Below are 16,878 nucleotides of genomic sequence, written 5' to 3' on the forward strand. Positions count from 1 at the left end.
AATGATAAAATCAAATTAAATACATTTTTATTAGAATATTTATAATATTTACGTTTTTTATTCCTATATTAGCAATCATAATTATTTGAAAAGGAAAGATGATCGAACAGAGACCGAAAACGGAGGGCCTTTACGACCCTAATTTTGAGCATGACGCCTGTGGGGTAGGTTTTGTCGCCCATATCAAAGGGAATAAATCACACGCACAAGTAAAGGATGCATTGACCATGTTGGAGAATATGGAGCACCGTGGTGCTTGTGGCTGTGACCCTGAAAGTGGTGACGGAGCAGGTATCATGATCCAGCTTCCCCATGAATTTTTATGGGAAGAATGTATCAACTTGGGTATACAATTGGAAGAGCCAGGGTATTATGGCACAGGTATGGTCTTTCTTCCTAAAGAAGAAGACATGAACAAAATATGTCGGGATTTGATTGAGGAAGCGGCAGCAGAAAGGGGTATGAAATTCCTTGGCTACCGTCCAGTACCAGTCAATCGTGAAGGTATTGGACCAACAGCCCTCAGTGCAGAACCTGAAATTGTCCAATTTTTTGTCAGCAGACCGGACGGCGTTTCAAACACTGAAGAATTTGAACGCAAACTTTTTGTACTACGTCGCTTGATCATTCAAAAAGTTAAACAACAACAAGAATATCCTCTCCCACTTTACTTTGCATCGCTTTCTTGCAAAACAATTATTTACAAAGGTCAATTAACAACATACCAAGTCGGAACTTATTATCTTGATTTACGCGATCCTCGTGTGGTATCTGCTTTTGGCTTAGTTCACTCGCGCTTTTCCACAAATACCTTCCCTTCATGGTCCCTCGCTCAGCCATTCCGTATGCTGGCACACAACGGTGAGATCAATACGTTAACAGGTAACCTGAATTGGTTTTATGCAGGTATGCGTGCTTTATCATCGCCTTATTTTACGGAAGAAGAAATGGAAATCTTGCTTCCTATTGTTGACCGTGGCCAGTCCGATTCGGCATGCCTCGATAATGTTGCCGAACTTCTTTTACATAGCGGACGCAGCTTGACGCACGTCATGTTGATGCTGGTTCCCGAGGCTTGGGATGGCAATACGCAAATGGATCCCTTAAAACGTGCTTTCTATGAATATCACGCAACCTTGATGGAACCTTGGGATGGCCCTGCAGCTCTTTGCTTCACCGACGGCAAACATATTGGTGCTACGTTAGACCGCAACGGCTTACGTCCACTACGTTATGCCGTAACCTCAGATGACCGCGTGGTTGTTGCTTCTGAAGCTGGTGCACTTCCAATCGAGGAGTCTACAATCATCAAAAAAGGCCGTCAACAAGCAGGTAAGATTTTTCTTGTCGACATGGAACAAGGCCGCATCCTCACCGATAACGAGGTAAAAGATCAGCTAATCAACCAACAGCCCTACAGTGATTGGTTGGACAATTACAAAATCAAACTGGAAGAATTGGAGGAACCTCGTGTAACCTATACCTATCTTTCCAAGGAATCTGTTTTCAAATATCAAAAAACATTTGGTTTCTCTCGTGAGGACCTGGAAACTATCCTGACCCCAATGGCGCTAACAGGATATGAGCCGACGGGCTCAATGGGTTCCGATGTTCCGCTTGCAATTCTTTCCGATCAACCACAGCATATCTCTAGCTACTTTAAGCAATTCTTTGCCCAGGTAACCAACCCACCAATAGATCCGATTCGCGAACGTCTGGTCATGAGTTTAGCGACTTTCATTGGTAATGCAGGTAATATCTTGATCGAAGACAAGAAATTCTGTCACTGCGTAACCTTACCGCATCCGATCTTGACCTCCAAAGAACTTGAGAAATTACGTTCGATCGATACCGGATTATTTCAGGCGAAAACCATCCAGTCCTATTTTCGCTCAGATGGCAAACCGGGATCATTGGAAGCAGGCTTAGAGCGTTTGTGCCGCTATGCTGATGACGCCGTACGCGATGGTTTTGAAGTATTGATCCTATCAGATCGTGCTATTGATTCCAAACATGCCGCAATTCCATCTCTGTTAGCTGTATCTGCAGTTCACCACCATCTCATAAAAACAGGAAATCGTGGTGCCGTAGGTCTAGTCGTCGAAGCCGGCGATGCATGGGAAGTACACCATTTCGCCTGCCTATTGGCGTTCGGTGCGACAGCGATAAATCCTTATATGGCCTTGGCGAGCATCCGTACGATGAAGGAACAAAATACCTTAGATACAGAGCTTACTTGGCCAGAATTATCCAAAAACTACGTCAAGGCCGTCAATAATGGTTTGTTGAAAATATTCTCCAAAATGGGAATTTCAACATTGCAATCCTACCACGGAGCACAGATCTTCGAGGTACTCGGCATCGACAAATCTGTTGTTGATAAATTTTTCTGTGGCGCAGTTTCACGCATTGGCGGCATGACATTAGATGATCTTGCCAAAGAAGCACTCTCAAAACACTGGCGTGGATTTGAAAAAAGCCGTACACCACAAAATCTATTGCCTGAAGGCGGTATCTACCAATGGAAACGTCGCGGTGAAGGACACCTTTGGAATCCGGACACGATTCACCTATTGCAACAGGCCTGCCGTACCGGAGACTACGCAACCTATAAAAAATACGCGCAGAAAATTAATGAGCAGAAGGAACATATGTTTACCCTCCGCGGCTTACTGGATTTTGCAAAACATCGTAATTCAATCCCTTTGGAGCAAGTAGAGCCTGCAAGTGAAATCCTAAAACGTTTCGCCACCGGTGCCATGTCCTTTGGATCAATTTCACACGAAGCACACAGTACTCTGGCTATAGCAATGAACCGCATCGGAGCAAAATCCAATACTGGTGAAGGTGGAGAAGATGAACTTCGTTATCAACCACTTCCAAATGGAGATTCCATGCGTTCGGCGATTAAACAGGTAGCTTCGGCTCGCTTCGGAGTAACTTCAAACTATCTGACACAAGCGGATGAACTGCAGATCAAAATGGCTCAAGGAGCAAAACCTGGCGAAGGTGGACAATTACCTGGCCCTAAAGTAGATGCCTGGATTGCAAAAACCAGACACTCTACACCGGGTGTCGGTCTGATTTCACCACCACCCCATCACGATATTTACTCCATCGAAGATTTAGCTCAGCTGATCTTTGACCTAAAGAATGCTAACCGTCAAGCAAGAATTAACGTAAAATTGGTCTCCAAAGCAGGTGTTGGTACCATTGCTGCCGGAGTTGCGAAGGCACATGCTGATGTAATTCTTATCGCAGGTTTTGATGGCGGTACGGGTGCATCTCCAATCAGTTCAATCAAACATGCTGGACTGCCTTGGGAATTGGGCCTTGCAGAAGCGCATCAGACACTTGTTAAAAACAAATTGCGCAGTCGTGTCGTGTTACAAGCAGACGGCCAAGTAAAAACAGGTCGTGATATCATCATTGCAACACTATTAGGAGCCGAAGAATGGGGAGTATCTACCGCTGCCTTAGTTGCCGGTGGCTGTATCATGATGCGTAAATGCCACTTGAATACATGTCCTGTAGGTGTTGCAACCCAAGACCCAGAACTACGTAAATTATTCTCTGGAAAACCAGAAGATATTGTCAACTTGTTCACTTTTTTAGCGGAAGAAGTCCGTGAAACAATGGCTTACCTAGGTTTCCGCACCATCAACGAAATGGTAGGAAGAGCTCAATTCTTGAAAAAACGCGAGAATATAGATCATTGGAAAGCAAAGAAAATTGACTTTACCGACATCTTGCACGTGGAACGCAACGAACCTGGACAATCGTTATACAATACCGAAGAGCAGGATCATGGTATGGCCATGATTTTGGATTGGGGCTTATTAAAACAGTCTAAATTGGCGCTAGAAAGCAAAACCCCAGTATTTGGCACATTTAAAGTAAAAAATACAGACCGTACCATTGGAACGATGTTATCGAACGAAATTTCCAAACTTTATGGTTCAGAAGGTCTGCCAGACAATACCATCAACTTCAAATTTGAAGGTTCTGCGGGACAAAGCTTTGGTGCATTTTCTACCAAAGGCCTTTCATTTGAATTACAAGGTGAAGCCAATGATTATGTTGGAAAAGGACTCTCAGGAGCTCAGTTAGCAATTTATCCAGTTGCGGAAAGCACTCTTGTACCGGAAGACAACATCATTATTGGCAACGTTGCACTATTTGGTGCCACATCCGGACATCTATTCGTCAATGGACAGGCAGGCGAACGCTTCGCCGTACGTAACTCAGGAGCAACAGCTGTTGTTGAGGGCGTTGGTGACCATGGCTGTGAGTACATGACAGGGGGCCGTGCACTGATCTTGGGGGCAACCGGACGTAACTTTGCTGCCGGAATGAGCGGTGGTATCGCATGGATCTACGACATCAACGAAGATTTCCGCGAAAACTGTAATCAGGAAATGGTCGACCTAGATCCGTTGGAAAGTGAAGACGAAACCGCAATTATAGCTTTGCTGAAACGTCATATCTTGCTGACCAATAGCCGAAGAGCAGATTTCATCCTACAAAACTGGTCAAGAGAAAAAAATAAATTCATTAAGGTATTCCCTAGAGAATACAAAAATGTCATTCGTCAAAAATTAGTGGAAGCATAATATAGGAAGCACAGATCATGGGAAAAATTACAGGTTTTAAAGAATTTGAGCGCGTGCTTCCAACAAAAGAAGCTGTGGAAGGCCGCGTACAGCACTTTAAAGAATTCAATAAAGGATATTCTGAAAACGAACTCAATAAACAAGCCGCACGCTGTATGGATTGCGGTATTCCATTTTGTCATTCAGGTTGCCCGCTAGGCAATGTTATCCCTGAATTTAATGATGCTGTATACGACGGAAAATGGGAAGAGGCTTATCAGATCCTGTCCTCAACCAATAACTTCCCTGAATTTACAGGGAGGATATGTCCTGCACCTTGCGAATCGGCATGCGTGCTCGGCATACATAGCAGTCCAATTACGATTGAAGAGATCGAGAAACATATTATTGAGATCGCTTTCAAAAAAGGCTATGTCAAAGCACACAAAAGTTATTTAAAAACAGGCAGACGCGTTGCTGTGGTCGGCTCTGGTCCTGCAGGACTTGCCGCTGCCGCACAGCTCAACAAAGCAGGACACGATGTTGTCGTCTTCGAACGTGATGATCAGGTCGGAGGATTACTCCGTTACGGTATCCCAGATTTTAAATTAGAAAAATCGGTCATCGATCGTCGTGTCAATCTAATGAAAGAATCGGGAATAGAATTCAAGGTGAATACAGAAGTTGGCAGAGACATCAGCTTTTATGAGTTAAAAGCTTATGATGCTGTTGTATTGGCAACTGGTTCAACTGTTCCCTGGCATATGCAATTGCCAGGACATGAAGCAAAAGGTATACATTTTGCCATGGAGTTTTTAACCCAGCAGAATAAAGAAGTAAGTGGCATTACCATCGAACAAAACCGCATCCTGGCGACTGACAAACATGTTGTGGTCATCGGGGACGGAGATACAGGTTCAGATTGTATCGGTACTTCCAATCGCCATCGCGCCAAAAGTATTACACAGATTGCACGCAAACCAACACCATCCAAAGAACGTTTAAAGAATAACCCTTGGCCCTTGGATAAGGTAACATTCGGAACCTCATCATCTCAGGAAGAAGGTTGTGAAAGGCTATGGGCTACAGAAACTCAAGAATTTGTCCAAGACGAAAATGGTCATATTAAAGGAGTAAAAATCAAAGAAGTCCAATACGAAGTGGATGAATTTGGAAGAAGAACCCGCTTAGGTGAATCCGAAATTCGTGAAATCCCCGCAGACCTGGTCTTATTAGCCATTGGTTATCAACATACAGAACATACTCTTTTGGAACAGCTGGGCGTTCGTGTAGATGAAAAAGGAAATATACTGGCAAATGACAAAGACTACCAAACGACAATTGATAATATCTTTACTGCAGGAGACTGTCGTAAAGGCCAGTCGCTTGTTGTTTGGGCAATCTCCGAAGGACGCGAATGTGCACGCAAAGTCGATGAGTACTTAATGGGGTATTCTGAACTTGAAAGTAAAGACTCTCTGGCAACAATAAATGCATAAAAGCAGGCCGCTCTCAACGGAGAGGTCATACCGGTGATACTCCAAGCCCGTTTAATTCTTTGTAACAGGGACAAATCTTGGACAGTATAATATCATAAAACGGCCCGTTGAATCCAACGGGCCGTTTTATAATCAGTAGCTAGTCACTATTTCAATGGCGTCTTAAGCTTAACAAAATAAATACTGTTTTTATCCACTGTCTTCACGTAAGGCAAAATTTTCGACTCATAGAAACCTGTTCCAGTTACCCCGAAATCATCATCATTACACACTGCGATCATAGATTGATCAATGATCGCTAGCCCCTCTGCTTTATCATGTGGATACAATTCCTTGATGTCAGTCATTAAATCCGCAACGAGTGTCTTACTTACTGGTTTAATATTATATTTCGCGAGGGTCGACGCATCTTTCAGCTCTTCAACAGTTTTACCATCAAATAATTTTCCATTTGCGGTATTATTTGCATCTGAGATATCTGTTGCGTCTGAAAGATCAATTTTATAAATTTTCTTAAATACAGTCGACCGTGTAGCTTCTGTTGCATATTCGCCATCACGTTCTAAAACAATAAACGTTGAATTGGTCACGGCTGCGATTTCACTGACTGCTTGCAAATCGGTACGCTCCATCATATAGACATATTGTTTCGTAGCACCACTCGCAATATCCAACGTAACAATTCGGATTGCCAATGAATTTTTAATAGCATCTTTGGATGGATTATAAAGCGGGAATTGCATAATACCAACCAAAGTCTTCCCATCCGGCGTAATTGTCAGACCCTCCATTCCTCGATTAGGACGACGTTTAGCAAATACCAAAGGCAACTTCTTACCCGTGGACCAAGGATTAATACGCTCGATTTCTTTTCCCGAAGCGTCAAAATGAACAATATGCGGCCCATATTCATCACTTACCCACCAAGAGCCATCGGCCGCCCGCGCTAGTCCCTCTGAATCGATTCCATCTTCACTTTTCCCTAAATCTTTACCATCAACCCCCAATGCCTTTTCACCAGAACCACCCTTTCCTTCGGGATTTGGCAGACCATTCAATTTCACACCATCTTTATTTTTCAACTCAATAACAGATTCCAATGTTAGCGTGTTATTTTTCATCCTAAATTTACCGATCTGTGGCGCAAATGCTGGCGCAGCAAATACTTTACTATCCTTTTCCGTCCCATCAATATTTGGTCCCCTATCAGTTAAAAGATAAAAGACAGCCTTATCGTTAGGATCTTGAACCATCGATGATCCATAGCCTCCATTATACACCTTTACACCGTTAACATCGCTCAATACTTTTGGATCTGCTGCAACGGCTTTTTCCGGATAAACCCATTCAACAATTGGGTCGATAATCTTCGACACATCATCTTTACTGCATGAAGCACACAACAAGGCCATGCCTAATACACTATATATTTTTTTCATCAGTACAAATTTTTCAAATAATGCTTACTGCTATTCAGGTTCTGTTCAATTAGCCAAATTTTATTCCTGTCACCTTCCATGTGCGATAAAAACAATACGGTTAGTCTAAACACACTATGCTCGGTTGACTGGCCGAATACTGATGCAAACATAATTGCCAGATATTAGCCAATCATTAACATAAGTTTAAATAAACTGTATCTATCGTAAAAAACCACCTATAAAAATTAAATACCCTCGGTTATGGAATTTTATATTTTCCTGCATCACTAGAAAAATAAAAGCTAATTGTGCTGTGAACCATCGATGTATTCGCAGCCCGCACCTACTAAATATAGAAAGATGAAAAAGATCATAGTTGCACTTTTCATAGTTTTGGTATTTTCCAATGTAGACACAAAATCACAGATCAGAACTACACGTGAAATACCCAGTCTAAAAATCAAAAACGACGATGGCCAGCAAAACAAGGTGATGTTGGCAGACCTAAAAGTAGATGTTGCCATCTTCGGAAATATGGCCAAAACGACGATGACAATGGTCTTCGAAAATAAGACCAATCGCGACCTAGAGGGCGAACTAACATTCCCTATGCCGGAAGGCGTCTCCGTGAGTGGCTATGCCTTAGATATAAATGGCAAATTACGCCAAGCAGTTGCAGTCGATAAAAATAAAGGCACCGAAGTTTTTGAAAGTATAGAAACACGCCGTGTCGATCCCGGTCTATTAGAGAAAGTTGAAGGGAATAACTTCCGTACGCGAATTTATCCTTTGCCAGCAAAAGGTAAACGGACTATTCAGATCAGTTATTCAGAAAATCTCGGTATGGAATCCGATCAGGCACATTATTACTATTTGCCGTTAAATTATACAAATGCCATTGAAAACTTCGCCTTGGACATTCATGTTTTTCAGGACAGCCATAAACCAGATTTCACAGAAAAACCAGATGGTTCCCTGGCTTTCTCCCACCAAAACAACAATTACACGGCTTCTTTACGTAAACAACAATTTCAATCCCAACGAAATCTAGTTATTCAACTTCCAATAGACAGCAAAGGGTCATCTGGCTTAATTCAGGCAAATAATGACAAAACCTTTTATTTTCTTGCCAATGCAAGCGTCAATTCTGTAAAACCTACTCAGAAAAAATGGGGCGAAGATATCGGAATTATCTGGGATCGTTCACTGAGCGGTAAAAATAGGGATATAGAAAAGGAACTTGCCCTATTAGATCTCTTTTTTAAACAGAACCCTAACATGCGTGTTGAACTGGGTTTATTGGACATCCAATTTTTAAAAGGACCAACGTTTCACGTTAGACAAGGTAACTGGGATGAGCTTAAAAGTTATATCAAACGAATGGATTACGATGGCGGTACCGATTATAGTCAACTAAAGACCGGTGTAATACATGCCAGCGATTACCTGCTGTTTAGCGATGGCCTTTCTACATTTGGTCAAAGTGAAATTAGCCTTGAAAATCCAGTCTATTGCATCACTTCATCCAATGGATCGGACTATGGTGTCTTAAAACAAATTGCACAGAAACATATTGGAAAGATGATCAATTTAACCAATACTTCAGTAAATCAAGCGTACAATAATCTAAATACGGTGGATCTCCTTTACTTAGGAATAAAAGAGCAGCACGATTTTGAGGAAGTTTATCCTCAAAAAGGTACTGCCATACAAGCTAATTTTTCCATCGCTGGTATCGGGAAACGCCCGGGACTGAAGCAGCTCACGCTGCTTGTAGGAGATGGACAACATACCCCAAAAGAAATTAGCATAACACTCCATCCAGATCATGGTGAAATTGACCTGCAGCAGATCTGGGCACAAAAGAAAATCGAAGCATTGGATCTTCAATACGACAACAATCGTGAGGAAATAGAAACCCTGGGTAAACAGTTCGGCATCGTTACCAGAAATACCAGCCTTATTGTACTGGAAAACGTAGAAGATTACATACGCTATGCAATAACTCCCCCAGCAGAATTACTCCCGCAATTTAATGCACTCCAAAAAGAACATGCAATCGAACGTGAAGAACGTGTAGCTAATCTCTTAGATAAGGCCGAAAATAGTGCAGAACAACTTCGCTCCTGGTGGCAGACCAACTTTCAGCAAAAGAAGAAATATCCACAACGGGACAAGCCGCTTGAGTCCACAGATTATATGGCTGTCGAAGAGATCGCCAACGGAGCTACTTCTGTTACACCTATTCCGTCGCGCCCTTCAGCCAGCCCAGTTGCGGCAGCACGAGCCGAAGAACTCAGATCATCAGATGCCGCCAGTGGAAAAAGAATGTCGGTTGGTGGCAACTCAAATACCGTCAACGCAGCAACCAGCGAATTGGCAATGGCAGCCGCATCTGATGACGCTCTTCAGGAATCTGTTGTTGTTCAATCCCTAGAAGAACGTGTAGCTGGCGTACAAACGGGCAACAGCATCAACAACATACGTGGAAAAATCAGCATTCCCGAAATTAAAGAAGATCAGGCCTATCTACAAGAACTAAATCAATCCAAAGATCCATACAAAAGCTATCTCCAGCTTAGAAACCAGTACATGGGGACACCAACTTTCTATTTTGATGTCGCAAATTTCTTCTATAAAAGAGGAAATAAACAAAAAGCCTTATTAATATTAAGCGCATTGGCTGACTTACAGATCGAAAATGCGGATCTTTATAAAACCATTTCATACAAACTACGCGAATGGGGGGATTATGATAATGCATTATTCATTACGGCAAAAGTATTAAAATGGCGATCAATGGATCCCCAAAGCCACCGGGATTATGCCCTTGTCCTGCAGGACAAAGGGATGTTCAAAGAAGCATTGGAACAATTGTATGGTATATTAACGCAGAGCTACTCGCCTGAGGCGGCCGATCGCGATGAAGGTATTGAAGAAACATTGCTTATGGAAATCAATAATATCATTAAATCAAACAAAGCAGCTAGCTCCAACGTGGACGTGAACAAAAAATTGATTGCTGACCTGCCTGTTGATATGCGCGTCGTTATCAACTGGAATTCACAGAACACAGATATCGACCTTTGGGTTACAGATCCAAATCAAGAAAAGTGCTTTTATAGTAATCCAGCGACAGCGATCGGAGGCCGACTCAGCAATGACTTCACCGGAGGTTATGGCCCAGAACAATTTTTATTAAAAAAAGCATTGAAAGGAAAATATAAAATCGAAGTTGACTTCTTTAATGATGGCTCCCTCACTTTAGCTGGCCCTGCCGCCGTTATGGCCGAAATCTACACCTATTACAGCAGTGGAAAGCAGGAAAGAAAAATCGTTACGATCTATCTTGATCGGGATAAAGAGCGCAATGTAGGGATTGGTGAATTTTCATTCCAATAGATCAACAGAGACAGAAGGTGATCAAAAAGTCAAATAAACCCGTTAAAAATTGAATCTCTGAAACGATGCTGTAGAAGCAGACCTCTAAAGTCACATGAATCAAGTGCTGTCCAAAAAGATTGGATAGCACCTGATTCAATTAATGCAATTTACGGATAACCAAATCCTTTTGTCTATTCTCCAATTTGGTTTTTACATAAGGGTAAGTGAAGACGGCTCCTAACACAATACAAGCGCCGAGATAAAATCCACCACTCATTGTTTCCTTTTGCCCAAAAATCAGCATCGCAAGCAGAATACCATAAACCGGCTCCAAGTTTGTCGTCAGCGCAACAGTAAATGCAGATAATTCCTTCATAACAGCTACGCCCATGACATAAGCCACGGCGGTACAAACCACACCCAACAACAAAAGAAAAATTAAATCCTGTTGCCCCAAACGCATTTCAGCATTAAAATCGTCCGTAAATAACATGAATATGCTGATCCAGAAGCATGCGCCCAGCATCTCGTAAAATGTAATCAATGTTGGACTCGATTTTTTAACCATCCGCGCATTGGCAATTGAAAATATACTCGCACAAAAAGCACAGCCAAGTCCAGCCAGCAGACCGACCAGATAATGCGTTTCAAAAGAAAAGATCGTATAAATACCGACAATAATGACGAGACCAACAACAATATCCAACAACGCTATGCGCTTCTTATTGACAATAGGTTCTAATATTGCCGTAAACAAGGTAACAGATGATAGGGTCACCAAGGTCACCGACACCGTAGACACCTTGATCGAATAAAAAAACAACACCCAATGCAGTCCAACAACCGCTCCTACCAAAAAAAACTGGAGAAACTGTTTCCTTGAAACAACAATCGACTGTTTGGTTACCAGAAAATAGATCAGCAATGCACTCGAAGCTATCGCAACACGGTACCAAACCAAGTGAATGGCGGATACGGAAATTAAACTCCCCAAAATCCCAGTAAATCCCCAAATAAGTATTGTTAAATGCAGAATTAGAATATTCCGATTTAATTGAAAATTAGCCATTTTAAAATAGATTATTTTGGCGCTTTTATCGCCAGGTAAATTGCCACCAAGAAGAAGGTAACATTTGGAATTAATACGGCTATCAATGGTGGTAGCCCCCCTTTCAGAGAGAACATATTAGCAAATTGAATAAATACGATATAGGTAAAACTTAGTGCGATACCGATACCAAGACTTAAACCTATCCCCCCGCGCACTTTCTTGGAAGAAAGTGCCACACCCATCAATGTTAATACAAAGGCGGAAAAGGGATACACATAACGTTTGTATTTCTCAAGCAATAAATCGTTCATGACTCCCGTCCCTCTAATTTCCTCCTTGTGGATTCGAATATTTAATTCACGGGTATCCATAGCCGTAAACATATTATCACGTACCTCAAAATCCGATGGTTTCATATCAAGAGTAGTATCTTTAACAGTACCTTTGTCCATCCGTTCATGCAGCCCATTGATAATACGATTGGTATACCCTTCGATCTTCCACTTTGTCGCCACCGAGTCCCAGGTAATACGATCAGCCATCATTTTCTCCTTAAGCGTATCCCCCTTGAAAATTTCAAGAACAAATCCATAGCCTATTTTGGTTGTATTATCAAAGTTGTCTATATAAACATAGCTGTTTTTGTCCAATTGCATGTGGGTAGAAACCCTCGAATTGTCCTTAGGTGGCTTCACATAGATATTTTCAAAATCAACCTTCATCTTATTCGTATTCGGAATGATAAAGATGTTGAATACCAAAGATACAGCAAAGATCAAAGTCGCTGCAATCATGTATGGACGCAGCAAGCGGTTAAAACTGTACCCTGCACTTAGGATAGGTACTATTTCTGTTTGATCCGCCATCTTCGATGTGAAGAAAATAACGGCAATGAAATTAATCAGCGGGCAAAGAAAATTTAGATAAAACGGAATAAACCCAGCATAGTACTCAAAAATGATCTTATCGAGCGGAGCATGATATTTTAAAAAATCATCCAATCGTTCGGACACGTCAAAAACCACCATGACAACAGTAAATATGGCCATTGTGAATAAAAAAGTAGTCAAATACTTTTTGATGATGTAACGATCGATTAACGACAGCATTTTTTTAAACTTGAACTAATGTTACAAACGTTGATCCAATATTTTTACCATTTTATTTTTCCAGTCGTAGAAAGTTCCATCAATGATTTTCTCTCTCGCCTGGTTAACTAACCAAAGATAAAAATGTAAATTATGCAAAGAAGCAATTTGTGCTCCCAAAATTTCTTGTGATTTAATTAAGTGCCGTAGATACGCTTTGGTATAAAATTGATCAGCGTGCAAGTCGCTTTCTGCTTCTATCGGCGAAAAGTCATCTTTCCACTTTTCATTTTTAATATTAATAATACCGTTTTGCGTAAAAAGCATCCCATTTCTAGCATTACGTGTTGGCATGACACAATCAAACATATCCACACCGAGCGCTATATTTTCAAGAATATTAACCGGTGTCCCTACGCCCATTAAATAACGTGGTTTATCCTGTGGCAGGATGTCACAGACAACTTCAGTCATCGCATACATTTCTTCCGCAGGTTCACCCACCGACAGCCCTCCAATTGCATTTCCTTCACGGTTAAACGAAGCAATTGTCTCTGCAGATTTAATTCTTAAATCCTTATAAACCGATCCTTGGACAATTGGAAATAAGGTCTGGTCATAGCCATAAAGCGGATCTGTACTATCAAAACGATCCACACAACGCTTCAACCAACGATGCGTCATATCCAAAGAACGACGTGCATAGCCATAATCACAAGGATAAGGTGTACACTCATCAAATGCCATAATAATATCCGCACCGATAATACGTTGCGTATCCATTACATTCTCTGGTGTAAATAGATGTTTTGATCCGTCGATATGCGAACGAAAGGTAACTCCCTCCTCCTTAATCTTACGTACTTCTGTCAACGAATACACTTGGTAACCTCCAGAATCCGTTAAAATCGGACGATCCCAACCATTAAATTTATGTAATCCGCCGGCTTTATTTAACACATCCAATCCCGGACGCAGATAGAGATGATACGTATTCCCCAAGATAATCTGTGCTTCAATATCGTTCTTCAACTCATGCTGATGAATTGCTTTCACTGTACCCGCCGTACCAACAGGCATAAATATAGGTGTTTGAATGGGACCGTGTGCAGTTTCGACAACACCTGCACGTGCTTTTGACAACTTATCTTGTGCTTGTAGCGTAAATTTCATTAATATTTTTCCTCTGAGACTATTTCTATTTTAAAGGATGATCAACCATGAACATGGCCCTATCGACTGTTGGACTAAAAATTATAAACCCTTATTTCCAACAACTTGCAGCATAAAAAAGCTTCGTAACTTTCTGAACTACTGCCTAAGCTCGGATTCATCCCTAGAATACGTTGCAAAAATACTATAAAAAGATTTGCAAACAGGATGTTTCAAAAATAAATTATCATTTTTCCCCTATAAAAAAGTTGTGGAAAGCACTTATCTTTGTGAGCTATGCTTGACCTTCACGTATTTTTGGCCAATCTTCCCTATATTGCTTTTGGAGTATTGAGTCTTTTCCTATTGATACAACTATACTATATCTTATTTGTATATAGCAAATTGAGCAGTTATCAAATTAAACCTGCACAAGAAGGAACTGAGTTCCCGCCTTTATCTGTCATTATCTGCGCACACAATGAACAGGACAATATCCCCCAATTCCTCCCGAGTATACTGAATCAAGACTATCCCAATTTTGAAGTAATTGTGGTCAATGACTTCTCGACAGACAATACGCCTTGGATATTACATGAGTTTGAAGCGACATATCCTCATTTAAAGGTTGTCGATATCAAAGAACATATACGCTTAAAACATGGTAAAAAGTTTGCCGTTAGTATGGGAATCAAGGCATCAAAGCATCAGACACTGGTATTTACCGATGCAGATTGTTCACCACAATCCGATCAATGGCTCAAAGAAATTGCAGCAGCTTTCAGGCCGGAAACAGAAATTGTCTTGGGCTATTCCCCTTATTTTAAGAAAAAAAGCCTATTAAACCTCTTGATTCGATTTGAAACCAGCCATACCGCCATGAGTTACCTCGCCTATGCATTAAAGGGTGATGCGTATATGGGCGTAGGGCGAAATATGGCCTACAAAAAGGACCTTTTCTTTCGCAACAAAGGATTTGCAGCACACATGCACATTAAATCTGGCGATGATGATCTTTTTGTCAACCAAAATGCAACCCCCACGAATGTCAACATTGTTCTAGCAACCGAATCTATTGTTTATTCGGCGCCCAAAACAACATGGAGAAGCTATTACAAACAAAAAGCAAGACATTCAGGTGCATCTACTATTTATAAAAAGCGGCATCAACGCATGTTAGGGACCCAGCTGATATCAGCATTCCTTTTTTACCTAGCGGTCATTGCTACTTCAATTGCTTTCCCGATGTATTGGTATGTTCCTTTGAGTGCCTACCTCCTTCGGCTTGTTGCACAATGGATCGTATTCACAAACATCTATAAAAAACTCGAAGTAAAGGAACTGATTTGGTGGCTGCCCTTGGTAGACTTCATCTACTATTTCTATATTTGCATCAATGGTATATTCAGCCGAAAAAAGAAAAAAATAAGCTGGAAATAATTCACTTTTAAAATATGAAGCTTTGAATCCTACAGTCGATATCATCTATAACTATTTTCCCAAATTAACGGATATTCAAAAGGAGCAATTTGCAAAACTTGCTGATTTATATACCTTGTGGAACAGCCAAATCAATGTAATCTCACGTAAAGACATTGATAGCCTATACCTGCACCATGTATTGCACTCACTAGGTATTGCCAAATTTGTTCAAGAGCTAACGCCGGGAACACAGATTTTGGACGTTGGGACCGGAGGCGGTTTTCCGGGTATCCCAATGGCTATTATGTTTCCCGAAGTCAAATTTCATTTGGTCGATTCTATTGGTAAAAAAATTAAAGTCGTGCGCGAAGTCGCTGCTGGACTTGGCCTCCAAAATGTTGAAGCAGATCATATCCGTGCCGAACAACTGGACGACAAATATGATTTCGTAGTATCGCGTGCTGTAACAAGACTTGGAGAATTTACACCTTGGATCCGGAATAAATTTGCAAAAAATGATAAAAACGGAATTCCCAATGGGATTCTTTATCTAAAAGGAGGAGATCTCACCGAAGAAATTAAGGAATCTAAGCTCAAAGCAGAATTACACCCGCTCTCAGATTACTTTAAAGAAGACTTCTTCGATACAAAATATTTGGTATACGTACCGATGTAATTAAAGTTTGGCATTACCCATAGGAAACTGAAGTCGCCTATGGATAATGTCTACAGAATCAAGGTAATTTGTTAAACACCTATGGATATAAGCAATCTTCTCGTATCTGTCATTCGCACGCAGCCACTTTAAGGAAGGCTCATAGTATATCCTAAATTTACGCAGAGAATCTCCCGACAGCTTACTGTATTCCTTTGTCAACGGATACCACTCCTCGCGGATCAGGTCCTGCTGGTATTCTTTTTCAAACTGGCGTTGAAGCTTTCTCGAATTTCGTCCCTTTCGACTGAATTTATTGTACAGCTTGTTCAGATTGACAGCAATCCCCCCCTTATGGGGCAACGTCACCATATTTTTCGTATCACCCCAGAAAAAGATGGATTTATGCTCCTCTTTTTTTTCTTCCCATTTATCCGCTGCTGATTTACGCTTGATCGAAACAGTATCCAAACGTAAAGTATCGTTTTGACGGCCTTTTTTCCCAATGGTATCCTGATGATAAGAATCCGCTGGATTGGCAAAAAGTCCCTGCCGATAAAATGAAAAGTAGACACAGAAAAACAATAAAGATAGAAATCCTAAACGTACCATAT

The 16,878-nt window shown here is 41.2% G+C and carries 10 protein-coding genes; 5 read left to right on the plus strand and 5 right to left on the minus strand.

Features of this window, described 5'->3' with window-relative positions; all coding sequences use genetic code 11:
• Window positions 1-98: 98 nt before the first annotated feature.
• Window positions 99-4,613, plus strand: a complete 4,515-nt coding sequence (gene gltB, locus B3C94_RS15165; protein ID WP_293905090.1) for a glutamate synthase large subunit — start codon at window positions 99-101, stop codon at window positions 4,611-4,613.
• Window positions 4,614-4,630: 17 nt separating this feature from the next.
• Window positions 4,631-6,091, plus strand: coding sequence for a glutamate synthase subunit beta (locus tag B3C94_RS15170; protein WP_293905092.1), 1,461 nt, complete (start codon window positions 4,631-4,633; stop codon window positions 6,089-6,091).
• 146 nt (window positions 6,092-6,237) lie between these two features.
• On the opposite strand, the gene B3C94_RS15175 is transcribed toward B3C94_RS15170, so the two are convergent.
• The gene (locus tag B3C94_RS15175; protein WP_293905094.1) at window positions 6,238-7,530 is read right to left on the minus strand and encodes an esterase-like activity of phytase family protein; all 1,293 of its coding nucleotides are present in this window, start codon (window positions 7,528-7,530) and stop codon (window positions 6,238-6,240) included.
• A 342-nt stretch (window positions 7,531-7,872) separates the two neighbouring features.
• Between B3C94_RS15175 and B3C94_RS15180 the strand changes: the two genes are divergently transcribed.
• The gene (locus B3C94_RS15180; protein ID WP_293905096.1) at window positions 7,873-10,914 is read left to right on the plus strand and encodes a VIT domain-containing protein; all 3,042 of its coding nucleotides are present in this window, start codon (window positions 7,873-7,875) and stop codon (window positions 10,912-10,914) included.
• 139 nt (window positions 10,915-11,053) lie between these two features.
• On the opposite strand, the gene B3C94_RS15185 is transcribed toward B3C94_RS15180, so the two are convergent.
• Genes B3C94_RS15185 through tgt form a run of 3 tightly spaced genes read right to left on the minus strand, consistent with a single transcriptional unit; the run spans window position 11,054 to window position 14,208 of the window.
• Complete coding sequence (locus tag B3C94_RS15185) at window positions 11,054-11,965, minus strand: DMT family transporter (protein ID WP_293905098.1); 912 nt, start codon at window positions 11,963-11,965, stop codon at window positions 11,054-11,056.
• 11 nt (window positions 11,966-11,976) lie between these two features.
• On the minus strand, window positions 11,977-13,053 hold the full coding sequence (locus tag B3C94_RS15190) for an LptF/LptG family permease (RefSeq protein WP_293905403.1): 1,077 nt from the start codon (window positions 13,051-13,053) through the stop codon (window positions 11,977-11,979).
• A 24-nt stretch (window positions 13,054-13,077) separates the two neighbouring features.
• On the minus strand, window positions 13,078-14,208 hold the full coding sequence (tgt, locus tag B3C94_RS15195; protein ID WP_293905100.1) for a tRNA guanosine(34) transglycosylase Tgt: 1,131 nt from the start codon (window positions 14,206-14,208) through the stop codon (window positions 13,078-13,080).
• A 276-nt stretch (window positions 14,209-14,484) separates the two neighbouring features.
• Between tgt and B3C94_RS15200 the strand changes: the two genes are divergently transcribed.
• Window positions 14,485-15,627, plus strand: a complete 1,143-nt coding sequence (locus B3C94_RS15200) for a glycosyltransferase (protein ID WP_293905102.1) — start codon at window positions 14,485-14,487, stop codon at window positions 15,625-15,627.
• Window positions 15,628-15,649: 22 nt separating this feature from the next.
• A complete protein-coding gene (gene rsmG, locus B3C94_RS15205; protein WP_293905104.1) occupies window positions 15,650-16,285 on the plus strand; it encodes a 16S rRNA (guanine(527)-N(7))-methyltransferase RsmG in 636 nt (211 codons plus the stop codon).
• Here the strand turns inward: rsmG and B3C94_RS15210 are convergent, their stop codons facing one another.
• Window positions 16,286-16,876 (minus strand): hypothetical protein, encoded by a 591-nt coding sequence (locus B3C94_RS15210; protein WP_293905106.1) that lies wholly within the window; start codon window positions 16,874-16,876, stop codon window positions 16,286-16,288.
• Window positions 16,877-16,878: the final 2 nt, after the last annotated feature.

The organism is Sphingobacterium sp. UBA5670, from assembly GCF_002420705.1.
In the GTDB taxonomy this organism is placed as follows: Bacteria; Bacteroidota; Bacteroidia; order Sphingobacteriales; family Sphingobacteriaceae; genus Sphingobacterium.

What these genes read in the sequence shown, in the direction of transcription:
- gltB (WP_293905090.1), top strand. Translation starts at nt 99, where the DNA reads ATGATCGAACAGAGACCGAAAACGGAGGGCCTTTACGACCCTAATTTT.
- B3C94_RS15200 (WP_293905102.1), top strand. Translation starts at nt 14,485, where the DNA reads ATGCTTGACCTTCACGTATTTTTGGCCAATCTTCCCTATATTGCTTTT.
- B3C94_RS15185 (WP_293905098.1), bottom strand. Translation starts at nt 11,965, where the DNA reads ATGGCTAATTTTCAATTAAATCGGAATATTCTAATTCTGCATTTAACA.
- B3C94_RS15175 (WP_293905094.1), bottom strand. Translation starts at nt 7,530, where the DNA reads ATGAAAAAAATATATAGTGTATTAGGCATGGCCTTGTTGTGTGCTTCA.
- B3C94_RS15210 (WP_293905106.1), bottom strand. Translation starts at nt 16,876, where the DNA reads ATGGTACGTTTAGGATTTCTATCTTTATTGTTTTTCTGTGTCTACTTT.
- B3C94_RS15170 (WP_293905092.1), top strand. Translation starts at nt 4,631, where the DNA reads ATGGGAAAAATTACAGGTTTTAAAGAATTTGAGCGCGTGCTTCCAACA.
- B3C94_RS15180 (WP_293905096.1), top strand. Translation starts at nt 7,873, where the DNA reads ATGAAAAAGATCATAGTTGCACTTTTCATAGTTTTGGTATTTTCCAAT.
- tgt (WP_293905100.1), bottom strand. Translation starts at nt 14,208, where the DNA reads ATGAAATTTACGCTACAAGCACAAGATAAGTTGTCAAAAGCACGTGCA.